We start from the raw sequence: 14,150 nt of genomic DNA, 5'->3' as shown, positions 1-14,150 counted from the left end.
GAGCCGTCAAGAAAGGCGGTCAGCGGGCCCACAGCGCGATTCAGGGTGTTCAGCGCTACAGAAGCCCCCCAAAACCTAGCTGAAACAATAAGAAAAGCTGGTAAAATCATTGGCTTGTACGGAAAACCAAGCTGCCCAACGCGACAGCCCATCAAGTCATTGCCATTGTGCTTGCGGCACTCCATGCTTGATGCCACGAGGCACCAACCCTGTACCATGCCCCTTTGGACTGTTGACTTTTCCAAGGCCATATTGAGTAGGTCTGTATGGATACGGAAGCTCCCCACGATGAGCGCTTCTCTGCAAACAACCAGAATGCACCGTGCCAGAGACTCCTTCCCCTGAGCACAGACGACCCCGGACAGGAGCCCATGAAGAAAATCGAGCACTTCCCACTTCCCCCCGATCTCTCCCAGCCCTTGTGCTTTGCCGACCTGTTTGCGGGATGCGGTGGTCTTTCACTGGGCCTTTCTCTCGCCGGGCTTAACGGGGTATTCGCTGTAGAGCGTGACCAGATGGCCTTCAAGACGTTGTCTACGAACTTGATTGATCGGAAAGATGTCCCCATCACCCCATTTGCCTGGCCCTCGTGGCTCGAGAAGCAAGCCTGGGGTATCGATGACATCATTGACAAGCACGGCACCGAGCTTGCCTCTCTTCGAGGGAAGGTACAGGTGCTTGCGGGCGGCCCCCCCTGCCAAGGGTTTAGCTTCGCGGGGAAACGACAGGAAGCTGATCCGCGCAACAAACTGTTCGAAAAGTACGTGGAGATGGTGAGAGCCATCCAACCGGCGGCGCTCGTTCTGGAAAATGTTCCAGGAATGAAGGTGGCCCATACCACTAAGGGGCGAAAGCTAATAGAGGAAATCTCGAAAGGGCGAGGGCTTCAGCTCAAACCACAGTCCTATTACGACAAGCTGGTCGAAAGTCTGAATCAGATCGGATATGAGGTTCTGGGTAGAATTGTCGACTCATCTCGTTTTGGGGTTCCGCAAAAGCGCCCACGCCTGATCGTGATCGGTCTGCGTAGGGATCTTGCCCATCATCTTCAGGGAGGTATGCCTAGAGCTTTTGACCTCCTCGAGGAAGCTCGTCTCAAACAGTTGCAAGAGCTCGATCTTCCCGATCAAGTCGCTGCCGTGGATGCCATTTCAGATCTAGAAATGAAAGGTCGTGGTACAAGGCCCTGCAGTGACGAGGACTCGCCAAAAGGTTTTGATGAAATCCGCTATACCGGCCCCAAAACTCATTTCCAACACTTGATGCACCAGAACTGTTTCGGCGACGTTGACAGCTTGCGACTGGCAAGACACAGGGCGGAAATCAAGGATAGGTTCCAAGCAATTATCGATGACACCGAATGCGCCAAGGGTGTTCGGATGAATGTTGCTCAAAGGGAAAAGTACGGTCTCAAGAAGCACCGCATCTATCCGATGCAGGCAAGCGCACCGGCGCCCACCATTACCACCCTGCCGGATGACGTTCTCCACTATAGCGAGCCGAGGATCTTGACAGTCCGGGAGTCTGCGCGACTGCAGTCGTTCCCTGATTGGTTCAGGTTCCGTGGCAAGTTCACAACTGGGGGCAGCCAGCGCACAAAGGAGTGCCCACGCTATACGCAGGTGGGCAACGCTGTGCCCCCCTATCTTGCCAGGGCCATTGGCATGGCGATCCAGACAATGCTGCAGGAGACTGTGCTCTTAGCTAAGGCGCACACGGATCTCAAGCAAGAAGAAAAAATGATGGCCATCGCTTGAATTGATAGGAGTCTAGGGAATGGATAGCTCCCAACTGGAAGGGGCGCAATACCCGGCCGCGCTTGTCGACTGGGCCGGCCATCACTCAGGAGGCGTAAAAAGGCTGCTGGATAAGAATAGCGGCCAGCCTAACAAGCAGCTGCTACGGACGAACCTTTTGTCCCGTCTCCAGGCCTGGGCTGACAGGCTTCCCACCGAGACCTCAGCTGCCCCCAGGATTGTCCTGCTTGTGGGTGGTCCCGGAAATGGGAAGACAGAGGCAATCGAGTGCACCATCCGCTGGCTCGACGAGAGCCTCGGGTGCGATGGCCGGTTGGTCGAGGAACTCTCGAAAGCCTTCCATCCCTCAACCGGCTCCGCAGTCCCCCGGCTGGCCAGGGTAGATGCCGGCAGCCTTGCCAAGCTAGATAACAGACTGAGCCTCGACATTGTCCAGGATGCCTCTGCTACCGCCGGACATGAGGGAAGCACCGCCCCCGTCCTTCTTATAGAGGAACTTGCCAGGCTACTGGATGGACCTCCAACCCAAGCCTATCTCTGCTGTGTCAATCGTGGTGTCCTCGATGATGCCCTGATCCACGCAATAGACAACAATCTGGAACAAGCACGAACTCTTCTCGAGGCGGTTACCCGGGCTGTAAGCCTGGCGTACAACGCGCCCTCATGCTGGCCCCTCGATGGTTTCCCATCCATTGCAGTCTGGCCGATGGATGCCGAGTCGCTCTTGGTAAAGCCGGACGACGAGCCCGTAGCCCCTGCCGAGATACTCCTTGGCCAAGCCACTGCTCCCGATATGTGGCCAGCGAAAGGGGAATGCCCAGCAGGCGACAAATGCCCTTTCTGCGCCAGCCAGGCCATCCTCGCGCGGGATGAGAACAGGGCATCCTTGCTGAAGATATTGCGCTGGTATGAGCTCGCCAGTGGCAAGCGCTGGAGTTTCCGGGACCTGTTCTCCCTCACCTCGTACTTGCTAGCAGGCCACCATCCTGTAGTCCACGATCCCTCTGGGACTCCCCACCAGTCCACTCCTTGCCAATGGGCTGCGAACCTTGTCGACCTCGACCAAAAGGCCCTAACGGCGAAAAGGCATGACAAGCAGTCGCTAACTGCCATTTTCCACCTGTCGACTTCGAGCTACCAACATGCGCTTTTCCATCGTTGGGACAAGGACGCAGCTACCTCGCTCCGGCGCGACCTCAAGGATCTTGGTCTCGAGAAGGAACTCGAGATGGAGGAAGGGCGAACCCTAATGGGGCTTGTCTATTTCCTTTCGGAGCGCAAAAGCCACTATCTCCCAGCGACCATCGCCCCTCTGCTGGAGGGTCTGGTCGAAACGCTAGATCCAGCCTTCGCAAGCCCAGACGGCGAAGTTGCAGTCAGCAGTCGAAACACAATAGTCCTCAGCGACTTGGACATGCGTTTCAGTCGGTCCCTGGCCGGAGGTATTGAGTTCGTTCGTAAGTATCAGGTGCTATCGCCAAACGAGCTCGATTTACTCCGGCGCCTATCCGCATCAGACGCCATGCTTTCGTTACCGAGCATACGGCGTAAGAGGCCAGTGGCCGCCAGCCGAATCCAGCACGTCCTCCGTGATTTCGCATGTCGCCTAGTACGTAGAAGCATATGCACCCGGACGGCCATCGTGGCGGACGCTCCCATTCTCGAAGCATTCCAGCAGGTCGTCGAGGACAGCGACAAGCACCATCACCTCTTCAAGGTGGTAAGGCAAGTAAAGGAATTGCTGAACACTGGGAAGGAGTTCGAGGTGTCACTAACCACTACCTTTGGCCAACCACTCCCCCCTCGACAACGCCAGGCAACGCTGGTCGTCCCGCAGAGCCCGGTCCGGATGTCCCCCCAGAACAACAAGGGACGCCCTCACCCACCGATTTGCTATCTCCATGTCGGCCAAGGGCAATCAGTCCAGCCAGTCCCACTGACCTACGACCTTTTCAAAGCTGTGAAGGAACTGGAAAGAGGGCTCTCACCTGCATCCCTTCCACGCACAGTCGTTGCACTGCTGGACACGACTAAGGCCCGGCTTTCCGGCCCGATTGTCCGCGACCATGAACTACTCGATGATGCCCGGATCCGCATCGGCACAGATGGCACGGTGGTCGGCCGCTCGTGGAATGGTTTTGCTGAAAGCCGGGAGGACAACGTATGAGCCTTGCGGATTTCAAGCAGACCCCGTGGAGCAAATCACATCCGAACTACCAGAAGTCGGCCCTGGCAATCAGCCCTGCCCCTGAGTATGCGAGCTCGGAAGTCCTGCTTGCCTCGCTCTACCGAACCATAGGCTTCGCAACAGCCAGCGAGGGCAGCGTGCCGCAGGCCGGGCGAGATCTGGATAAGCGTATCCAGAAACTCCGCGAGAAACGCCAATCCCCACCAACAGGAGCGGTAGTCGGTGTAGAGGCTTGGAATACTGTGCTTCACGGGATTCTGGAGAGCCCGAAGCTTCCCAACCAGTCATCCAAGCGTTTCCTTCAGGTAACTCCCATCGTACCCGGGGCTGCACTCTTTTCCGGGTCTGCCCGTCTGAGCAGCAACTCGTGGCCCGCAGGCAGCTTGATTCGCCGCATGGTCTGCCTGGGATCAATGGATGGGGAGACGGCGCAACGACTTTGGCAACGCCTCTTCGCTGCATTGAGCGTGGACGACGAGGACGATGTCTTCGCACGCTGGCTTGACCAAGAGACATCGGCGTGGAACCCAGGAGCAAGCAACTGGGCACTCTCGCCAATACCCGCGGACGAGATGGTCACGTTGGAGACGGCAGATTTCCTGGGGATCCCCTTCCTCCCCGCCCGGCGATTTACCAAGGACCTACAGGCCATCATGCAGGCCAAGGGTTCAATGACCCGCCGGCAGTGGACTAGCCTTCTCGAGGCATTGCTTCGCCTGGCAGCCGCATCCCACGTGACGTGGCTGTGCGACGTCCACGCCAGGACTTGGAGCTGCCTGTGGGCCGCACTAACGGATGGCATTGCTCCTTCCAGTGAACTGGAAGCAAGACGGGCGCTGTTCCCGGAAGCCCCACAGTACATGACGTACGGGGGAAAAGCCCTCCAAGGCATCAAGGACAAGGTGTCTAGCTACCTAAATGCCCGGCTGGGAATCAATGCCCTCCTCTGGTCTTTGGCGCAGATAGGAGCTCCCTATTCTGGCAACCTCTCCTCGAGCGCCGGAATTGCTGCACTTTGCCAGCATATTCGTCAGCACAAGGCCGAGCTTACTCGCCTAGGCACGCTTGAGACGATTGCCGATGTGCGCGAGCAAGAAGCCCGTGCGCTTCTTTGCAAGAAAGGCATCGGCTCTAACCTGCTGGAGTTTGCGCGGCACGTCCTCGGGCAACGCCAGGCTGCAGTCCCATTGCTGAGGGGGTACGATCAGGGATACATACTGAAGAAGAAAGGCAGCAGCCCGTCCAGCCCATGGATTGTCTCCCTCGGCCCCGTCGCCGTGCTTGCCTTGGTCCACTGCGCCCTTGCAGGAATGGGCGGCCCCCGCTCGGTCCACCGGCTTGGACAGCACCTAGAGGCTTATGGCATGGCCGTGGACAAGCATGACATTGGCAGAAACGACCTGGGCCACCAGTTGCGAATGCTCGGCCTAGTGCTAGATAGCCCCGATGCCGAAAGTGGCATGCTGCTACTCCCCCCGTTCCCCATAAACCAAGCCAGCCAGGGCCCGGAACATGAATAGACTTGCACACTGGCTTGCCGCCACTGTCCACGAGAAAGTTAGGGGCTCGACACAAGGGTTCGGAGGTACCAGCCTAGAATATCGGCTTATCTTCCGCGGCCCTCCCCTCGAGCTACTCGAGCCGGCCTACGACGAGCTGGTCCGCAACGGGGGTATTCAAGTGCCAAGCGGGGCAGACGGAGGATTGGTGACTCTGCCGGTACTGCTCCAGTATCCAGCCGGCCAGCTGCAGGGACCCAGGCCACGCATCGGAGCATCCGGTAAATGTGACAACGACCACTTGCTTGATGTACGCAACGACCCTGCCAACCCTAGCTTTATTGCCCTGGTCCCGCCGGGACTGCACAACAACCTCTCGATCGAGTCAACCACCGACGAATTCGGATTGGGGGCAGCTACCAGCACCGGGCATGCATCCTTCGAACAATGGTGGGAGGATGGCTTTGTCCAGCAAGCAGTCAACGAGGCGTTGCTCGCCGCCGGCATAACGGACGCCCAGAGGGATGATGCCAGGGGCCTGGTCCGCGCAACCGCAGCCTCGGTCGACGAAGTGGATCCAGACAAGGGAGGTCATCGCGCGGCCTGGCGCCTACTCTCGCGCATCTATTCGATAGCAAACGCGAATCAAGGGTTGCCTGCAGGAACAGCGCTATCACTGGCATGTGGTCTTCCCCCAATGAAGGAGGGAGGAATTTCCGCCAAGACTCAGCTTTCGGTCCTGGGAAAAATCGCCGACGAGCTTGCGGACGGTTTCAAGACTGGCATCGAGCGCCTGGCACAAGGCGTCCAACAAGGGGTTGCGCAAGCGCTGCGCGAACTGCTTTCCCATCTCCAATCGAATTGCGACGTACCTACGGCCTTCGAGCGTGCCACAGCGGCTTTCTACTTGCCCAGTGCCGATATTGAACAGGCGCCTCCTCCATCCTGGTGGACCACGCTCACCACCGAGCAGTGGACGGAACTACTTGCCGACGAGCCTGACGAGGTCGTCGGCGAGCTAACGATCCGGTGTACCAATAGTTTGATCCCTATGGGGAAAGGCTTGCCAGCCGTAGTACGGGACAAAGTCGAGCTATTGATTTCCACAAGCGAAGAGAGCCAACCAAAGGAGCTCCTGTTGACAGGCGGATCCCACGGCAAGGTTCCGACGTCATTGCCAGCGAGCCCTAATGGGACTACCAGCCACGTTGACCTATTTCCCTCCTCCCACAAAGCGCCAATTAGCTACAAGGTTTCCGCGGACGGCTGCAAGCCTGCGAGCGTCCGGGTCATCTCCCTCGCGAGCTGGAAGCCCGGAATACTCGTTACCTGCAGGCTTGCGACAAAGCTCTCGCCACCGAGGAAGCCCCGCAAGAACTCAGCTGCGATGGACTGGGAAACATCCCTGTCGCTGCCTGGCTCCGGTCGTTATGAGCTCCAGCTCCACCTTGCTCCGGGGGCGAGCATTGGAAAGGTAGAAGGCTTGCCGGACGATGCCACCGAATTCGAGGAGCGGCGGGAGACAATCGAACCACGGCAAGTTGGGGAAGACGAGTACCTAATAGAGGTCGAGGCCGATGGCAAGTACCAGCTGGACATCGCCTTTACTGAAGCCGGCGAGCAAGTTCCGAAGGCCTGCCGGGTATACCTGACCTGCGAAGAGGCAAAGGAGGAAGGTTGCAGGAGCGAATTCGAGCGGCTCATCAAGCTCAACCGACGGCATCTCGAGAAGTTCGATACCAAGGCTGTTGTCCATCTCGACCGGAATGCACGCTCCTCCAGCCTGCAGTCGTGGGTACTGGAGGATCAGAACGTATCCAACTCCTTCAGGCCACTGGTGATCGCGGACGACTATGCGTCCCGGTGGGCCCCTCCTGACTGGGACGCCCCGCACGGCCCTGTACTCTCAAACGGGCGTTTCCTGCATGACCCCCGCCCCGAGGCCACGAGCTTCCAACCTCCCAAGGGCTTCATCGAGGCCCGGCAGGGGATCGCCCATTACATACGTGGTAGCGACGACCAATCGGGGCTCCTTGAGTCAGCGCCGCTTGGTGCCTGGCTATCCGAAGACCCTGGGTTCCGCTCCCTTGTCGAGGACTATCTTGGAGCGTTCATGTCTTGGCTGGACGCCGACCCAGGTATCGCCTGCTGGATCGACACCATTGCCGTCTGCTCCCTGGAGCCGGATGGTCGTACCCTGGGAAGGATACCAGACGCCATCATCCTTTCCCCCCTGCACCCATTGCGCCTCGCATGGCACTGTTTCGCCCAGAAAATACTCCGTGAGGAGGCCGAGGGCGAAGCCCCGTGCCCGGCAGCAAGCATCCTCGATCCGGACTGCGTCCCCGATCTACTGACCATCTCGCTGCAGGCACCTGAAGGAGTGGATCAGGTCGACTTCCTTTCCGTCGAATGCAGCTCCGACTACTGGTCCGTGCTTTGGAACGGCTCCCGGCTGGGTCAAATACCCGATCGCGCTCGCCGGGCCCCGTTCGACAGTAGCTTCGGGCTCGCAGTTGGAGGGATATCGAGCGGGTTCAGCCCCGCCCAGGTCTCACGAGCACTCGACGACGTCACCGACCTCCTGGCAGCCAAGCCTATCGTCAGCCTGGTAGTGTCTAGCGCAGGTGGCACCACGGATGCATGCAACGAAGGGTTGGCCACCTGGTGCACCAAGCGTTTCGGCAACGGGGACCATGACACCCCGCGGCACGGTGTCGGGCCAAGGATTGTGGAGGTATTCGATACCAGGCAGGCTGGCCGGCCCGACCAGGCGACAATCGCCAACCTCTCCGAGGACACAGGCAACCACGTCCGCTGGTATGACAAGCAACCAGCTGGGTCCAAGCCAGATCTGGGCATCATTGCCCAACTAGATTCGGCCCAACCCGAGTCCAAGGAAGTCGGAATGCTCTCGCCGATGGGAACCGGCGGACTGATCAGGCACCGCGTCAGGCGCCAACTCCAGGCCTCCTTCCTGAGTGAATCCCGGCAGGGCCTGCAGATGCCACCCTCCGGCGAACCGTTCGCCGACAAGGTTTCCGCATGCATGCTCATGCTGGAAAGGCTCCGGGACGGCAAGGTCGGCCTGCAGTTCTCCCCGAATGTCCATGCAGTGTCCAGCATGCTCGAGGAAAACAGCGCTGGGTTCGTCGCTGTCTCGTCGTCGGCGATCGACCCCGCCTGCTTCCTCGGTGGCTGGATACAAGGAACGTATCTATGGGACTACGACCTCCCCTCGTACTCGCATCGCGCAGGCGACACAAGCGGCTACTACCTTTTATCGCAGGTCAAGCAGGCTGACCGCGATGCGCTGCGGCGAGTCTTGAAGCCCTTTCCTGGGTGCGAAGATCTGGACGACGATCAGGTCGAGCAAATCCTCCTCGAGGTTGCGCGCAGGGGGATTCCTACGGTGCGCGGCCTCTCCGGGGACGATACGGGGGCGACGGGCGACCTTGGCCTGTTCCTCGCTGTCCGGCTGCTGCAGGACCAGTTCCGTGTGACAGGCAACAAGGAAAGCCTGTTGCCGGTGCTTGCCGGATCACCGGAGGACTCGACGATAGCAATAATCATCCCCGTCGACCCCTTCCGGGGTTACCTTTCCGATCTTGCCCGCTCCCTTGGCAAGGAGCGCAAGGATACCTCCCTGTCGCGTCCGGATCTGCTGGTAGTGGGCGTGCGAGCATGCAGCGACAATATCCATCTGCACCTTACGCCCATAGAGGTCAAGTGCAGGCAGGGAGTCGTCTTCGGTGCAGGCGAATCAACCGAGGCACTCTCCCAAGCCAAGGCCCTGTCGTCATTGCTTCGTGCCATCGAGGAACGTGCAGGTCGTTCTCTGGCATGGCGCCTTGCCTTCCAGCACCTGCTGCTCTCAATGGTCGGCTTCGGCCTGCGAGTCTACAGCCAGCATCAGGCAGTAGGTGGGCATGCCGGCCGCTGGGCTAGCTACCATGAGCGTATCGCTGCAGCCATACTCAGCCCAACCCCGCCGATCAGCATCGATGAGAAGGGGCGGCTGATCGTGGTGGACGCGTCGCTCCATAGCAGCCCGCATGATCGCGATGGCGACAAGTACACAGAGACCATTGTCATTGCCAGCCGAGATGCCGGTCGTATCATCGTTGGGAATGACGCACAGTCCTTCTATGATGGCGTACGTGCAAAGGTCGGCGACTGGGGGCTGCTACCCTGCCAGGCAAGTGCGGTCGGCACCCCAATCGTGCAGCCCGACATCACTCCCCCGGACGATGCCCAGGCGGGCTACACCATAGTAGTCCCAGCAGAAGATATCCCCGAGGCATCCACCAGTCTGGTCGATCAGACGTCTATCAGCGTAGCGGAACCAGGGGCAAGCCCTACCCCCCCAACTGACGAGCCAGGGACAGGGATCATCCTGTCCGTTGGCAAGACTGTGGATGGTTTCGAGCCTCGATCCCTCTGCCTGAACATATCCGACACCCGGCTCAACCAGTTGAACATTGGTGTCGTTGGCGACCTCGGGACAGGCAAGACCCAGTTCCTCAAATCGTTAATCCTGCAGATATCCAGGGCCCGCGAGGCCAACCGCGGAATCACGCCAAGGTTCCTGATCTTCGACTACAAGCGAGACTACAGCAGCCAGGACTTTGTCGAGGCCACGGGCGCCAAGGTGGTGAAACCCTATCGCCTGCCCCTGAATCTCTTCGACACCACAGGGATGGGGGAGTCCTCCGCACCTTGGCTGGACAGGTTTCGCTTCTTCGCCGACGTACTCGACAAGGTGTATTCCGGCATCGGCCCCGTGCAGCGGGACAAACTTAAGGGTGCGGTCCGCAGCGCCTACGAGGTGGCTGGTGGGCAAGGCCGTCAGCCAACGATCTACGATATCCATGCCGAGTACCGAGAGCTACTCGCAGGGAAGTCGGACTCGCCGATGGCTATCATCGACGACCTAGTGGATATGGAAGTCTTCGCGCGCTCAGGGGAAACGAAGCCGTTCGACGAGTTCTTCGATGGAGTCGTAGTGATATCCCTCGACTCCATGGGGCAGGACGACAGGAGCAAGAACCTGCTCGTCGCCATCATGCTGAACATGTTCTATGAGAACATGCTACGCACGCCGAAGCGCCCCTTCCTTGGCACGTCCCCACAGCTCCGGGCCATCGATTCGTACCTATTGGTGGACGAGGCGGACAACATCATGCGCTATGAGTTTGACGTGCTCCGCAAGTTGCTACTGCAGGGCCGCGAGTTCGGGACGGGCGTCATCCTTGCCTCGCAGTACCTGCGACATTTCAAGGCAGGGGCAACCGACTACCGGGAACCATTACTGACCTGGTTCATCCACAAGGTACCCAACGCAACACCCGCGGAGCTTGGAGTACTCGGCTTCACATCGGACCTGGCAGAGCTATCAGAGCGAGTGAAGACCCTTCCTAACCACCACTGTCTCTACAAGTCATTCGACGTGGCTGGAGAGGTCATACGGGGAATGCCTTTCTTCGAACTCACCGCCCAAGCCTGACCACGGCCCGGCCTGCGAACGCGGGCCGGGCAAGGAGGCTCCTAATGACAGACTTCCTTTCTCCCGCAGAGCGCTCGGACAGAATGTCACGCATCCGGGGCAAGGATACGCAGCCCGAGCTAGCGCTACGTAAGGTCCTCCATCGGCTCGGACTCCGATACCGATTGCATGGCGCAGGGCTACTCGGCAAGCCAGATCTCGTGTTCCCGCGATACAGGACCGTGGTATTCGTGCATGGGTGCTTCTGGCATAGGCACAAGGGATGCAATATCGCCACGACTCCTAAGAGCAACACAGCCTTCTGGCTGGAGAAATTCAAAAAGAATGTCGTACGTGACGCGCGAGTAGCAACAGATTTGCAGGCCTTGGGATGGATGGTACTTGTCGTATGGGAGTGTGAACTGACATCTGCCAAAAAAGCCCAGAAGACTGGCGAACGCCTATATGAGGTTATCCGTAGTCGTGGCCACGGAAAGTATCGGTAATTGACTGAAGCAGCCCTGCGGCCCGGACTTTAGGGCCATCGCGTTTACTTGCTTATTCCATCGGACTATGTCCTTTGCCCTGAAGCGATTCGCTCCTCTAGAAGAGCAACATGCTCTCGAAGAGCGCAACCAAACTCCATCCGGTCAATGGAGTAATGGGCACGGCGATGGCAGTTCGGGCAAAGAGCCGCGACGTTAGCAGGCAGGTCAGGACCATCGTCGGCGAGTCGGGTCATGTGATGGACTTCCAGAAAGGCCCGGCCATCAGGGCGAGAGAACGGAGCATGCAGGCCACAGCCCTCGCATCGGCCATCGGCTCGGAGCGTCGCGTAGAGGTGCACCGCGGCACTACGACGACGATACTCCTGCAAGCTAATACCACCTCCAGATCCGAGGGATTCCACGTATAAGCTTCGTTGCAGCTCCTGCAGGTCGCTATGGCTTTCCGCATTAGTATTTTCGCTCCCCCTCCAGTGGTCGCCACTATCCCCTACCGGAACCAAGCGGAACCGCCATAGCCTGTCCCCTTTTCGATTGCCATCGCTCGGTACGAACGGTTCGAAACCAACGACATTGAAGTCCCCACGAAATGCAAACAGCTTTCCGTATCCACCTCGGGCTGCGACTTCTCGTGCGGTGGGCTCCCGTGTCGTGAAGAACAGCACAGACAGCTTCCCTGATGTGAGCTTTGAATTGGCTGCGTTTGACAGGGACTGGTCTCCAACCAACCCTTGCGCAAAGTACCACCAGCTACCGTCGGCTAACATCTCATCCGAATATCCAGCCCTTTTTCCCCCTCTCCCGCCGGAGGTACAAATCAGACATCCCAACTCTTTGCTTCCCCAAAGGACACCAGACTGCATTTGGCGACTACCAACGAAGTCAAGAAGGCGGGAACGCTCATATTCCAGCCCAACGATAAATGGATGCATCTATTTTCCTTAATTTTGCATATTCTAAAGGCTAGCCTTTCAAAAGCTCATGGGCTACCGCTTAACAAGCTTTTCTCGAGATTGCTATATGAACCCAAGTCATGGATACCGAACTGACGCAGAACTTGCTATTGACCAACAGCTGCGTACATTCCAGAAGAAAGCTGCCAAGATGTGGTATGGCTATGAAAAAGAAGCAGTCATCGCCTTGATCCGTGCCCTTGATACATCAGCAGTAATTCGCCTACAGGCCCTAGAGACCAGAAAGGGCGGTAACCTGCCTCATCGCGTCATGGCCTTGGGCGCAGCGGCAGCATTACGCCCGTTTCTCGCCAAGCTTGGTGAGCAACCCAGTGGGGTGCCCTGGGGCCCCATGAGAGCAGATGTCGCCAATTTCGCATACTCATACCTCAGTTGCTGCGGCCAACTCACCCACTTGTCAAGAATGGCAGCATTGGAGCGTCAGGGGCTCGCTACGACATCATTTGTGAGCACCGGCCATATACTTATTCAAATTCCCAACAGCACTCCTGAGGTAGCCTTGCAACATGCAAGCAGGGCTGCGAGTGAACGTGCGCTGCTAGATAATTCGGACGACACACAAGAAGAACTTGGGTGGATGCGCCTACGCAAACGCATGAAATCCTTCGTCGATGTGCATGGTGGATGGTTCATTCGCTACGACAACGATCAGGAAATCGTATCCACCTATCTAGCACGAGCCAAACGCTATGGAACTGCCTACCTAGAGGCAGAAGCTCTCCCTGGAGATGTCAGGATCGGTGATAGAACCTTCGGCGAATGGATCCACGCCTGCAATCAGGCTTTAGGGCGCATTCTATGCCATATAGATTTCGTGGGCCTTCTGCAGGAAAAAAGGCCTCAGGTCGATGCAAGTAATTTACTGACACTATTCGCAAGAAAAGGCGACATCAACAAGGTTTGGCAGGAAGCAGGGCTGACTGCGGCTCGCGTCCCTGCGACCATGCAAGCACTCACCCTGGGAAGCGAGAATCTGGAAGACTGGGAAAAGGCTTATGAGGTGCCTTGCACACAATACGTCGACTTTGGAAAAGATCACGTACTGCTTCCTTGCTTCGGTACGCTGACCAATCCGTACTTCGCACTGTTTCGCCATCTACGCAGCACCTATAAGAGTGATTGGGACCGTGGTGTAGATCGAAGGGAGGCAGTCTTCCGTTCCGATCTAGCGAAGGCATTCCCAAATCAGGACTTTCTGGTACCTCTACACGGCTTCCAGTTAAGACGCGCCGATGGCTCGAAGATAACGGATGTGGACGCAATAATTCTCGATAAGCGCCATGGCACCTTGGTGCTGGTGCAACTGAAATGGCACGATATTTTCGGATTTTCCCTGTCGGAGCGTGAAAGCCGCAGGCGAAATATAACGAAAGCCAACGAATGGACAGAACGAGTAACTTCTTGGGTCGACGGGCGTACCTCCGCCCAGCTTGTCAGGGCGCTAGGACTGAATGCCAAGGCCTCTGACGGCCCTCCTCTACTCTATGTCGTAGCCCGGTATGCAGCTCGATTTACAGGGGAAACAAACCAAGACACCCGGGCGTCCTGGCTCGGCTGGCCAGAAATACTGCATATAATTCAGGGCAACCTCTGCGGAGACATCCTCTCCCAAATACCTCGACTAGCTCTAGAACATCAAGCTCGTTTCACGCGCCAAGAAGAACGACGTTTCGAGTATCGCTTTCCTGATCTATCAGTAGATCTACACGTTCTTCCAGAATCTTGATCATCTGCTATCATT

7 protein-coding genes are annotated in these 14,150 nt (G+C 57.9%); 6 read left to right on the top strand and 1 reads right to left on the bottom strand.

The genetic code is table 11. The annotated features are described in order from the left end of the window. Window positions 1-371: 371 nt before the first annotated feature. The 5 genes from K2O50_RS10310 to K2O50_RS10290 are packed head-to-tail and all read left to right on the top strand — an operon-like array spanning window position 372 to window position 11,435. A complete protein-coding gene (locus K2O50_RS10310; RefSeq protein ID WP_050706429.1) occupies window positions 372-1,757 on the top strand; it encodes a DNA cytosine methyltransferase in 1,386 nt (461 codons plus the stop codon). A gap of 19 nt (window positions 1,758-1,776) precedes the next feature. Next, window positions 1,777-3,924: an ATP-binding protein gene (locus K2O50_RS10305; RefSeq protein WP_050706423.1), complete on the top strand. Its 2,148-nt coding sequence runs from the start codon at window positions 1,777-1,779 to the stop codon at window positions 3,922-3,924. Beyond that, window positions 3,921-5,465 carry a hypothetical protein gene (locus tag K2O50_RS10300; protein WP_050706422.1) on the top strand — a complete coding sequence of 515 codons (1,545 nt, stop codon included), beginning with the start codon at window positions 3,921-3,923 and terminating at the stop codon, window positions 5,463-5,465. Before K2O50_RS10305 ends, K2O50_RS10300 begins: the two co-directional genes overlap by 4 nt. Then, the gene (locus K2O50_RS10295; protein WP_050706421.1) at window positions 5,458-10,950 is read left to right on the top strand and encodes a hypothetical protein; all 5,493 of its coding nucleotides are present in this window, start codon (window positions 5,458-5,460) and stop codon (window positions 10,948-10,950) included. The genes K2O50_RS10300 and K2O50_RS10295 overlap by 8 nt, the downstream gene beginning before the upstream one ends. 44 nt (window positions 10,951-10,994) lie before the next feature. Further along, on the top strand, window positions 10,995-11,435 hold the full coding sequence (locus tag K2O50_RS10290; protein ID WP_082337793.1) for a very short patch repair endonuclease: 441 nt from the start codon (window positions 10,995-10,997) through the stop codon (window positions 11,433-11,435). Between the two features lie 65 nt (window positions 11,436-11,500). Here the strand turns inward: K2O50_RS10290 and K2O50_RS10285 are convergent, their stop codons facing one another. Continuing rightward, window positions 11,501-12,202, bottom strand: a complete 702-nt coding sequence (locus tag K2O50_RS10285) for an HNH endonuclease (RefSeq protein ID WP_256206014.1) — start codon at window positions 12,200-12,202, stop codon at window positions 11,501-11,503. A 253-nt stretch (window positions 12,203-12,455) separates the two neighbouring features. Here K2O50_RS10285 and K2O50_RS10280 point away from each other — a divergent pair, with 253 nt between their 5' ends. Then, on the top strand, window positions 12,456-14,135 hold the full coding sequence (locus tag K2O50_RS10280; RefSeq protein ID WP_156329651.1) for a hypothetical protein: 1,680 nt from the start codon (window positions 12,456-12,458) through the stop codon (window positions 14,133-14,135). Window positions 14,136-14,150: the final 15 nt, after the last annotated feature.

Origin of the sequence: Pseudomonas sp. 2hn, assembly GCF_019646095.1 — a bacterium.
Taxonomy (GTDB): Bacteria; Pseudomonadota; Gammaproteobacteria; order Pseudomonadales; family Pseudomonadaceae; genus Aquipseudomonas; species Aquipseudomonas peradeniyensis.
The sequence above is the reverse complement of the archived record's forward strand: the minus strand, read 5'-3'. Positions and strand labels throughout refer to the sequence as shown.

Coding starts and splice junctions, on each gene's coding strand:
- K2O50_RS10280 (WP_156329651.1), top strand. CDS start 12,456: ATGAACCCAAGTCATGGATACCGAACTGACGCAGAACTTGCTATTGAC.
- K2O50_RS10310 (WP_050706429.1), top strand. CDS start 372: ATGAAGAAAATCGAGCACTTCCCACTTCCCCCCGATCTCTCCCAGCCC.
- K2O50_RS10295 (WP_050706421.1), top strand. CDS start 5,458: ATGAATAGACTTGCACACTGGCTTGCCGCCACTGTCCACGAGAAAGTT.
- K2O50_RS10305 (WP_050706423.1), top strand. CDS start 1,777: ATGGATAGCTCCCAACTGGAAGGGGCGCAATACCCGGCCGCGCTTGTC.
- K2O50_RS10300 (WP_050706422.1), top strand. CDS start 3,921: ATGAGCCTTGCGGATTTCAAGCAGACCCCGTGGAGCAAATCACATCCG.
- K2O50_RS10290 (WP_082337793.1), top strand. CDS start 10,995: ATGACAGACTTCCTTTCTCCCGCAGAGCGCTCGGACAGAATGTCACGC.
- K2O50_RS10285 (WP_256206014.1), bottom strand. CDS start 12,202: ATGTTAGCCGACGGTAGCTGGTGGTACTTTGCGCAAGGGTTGGTTGGA.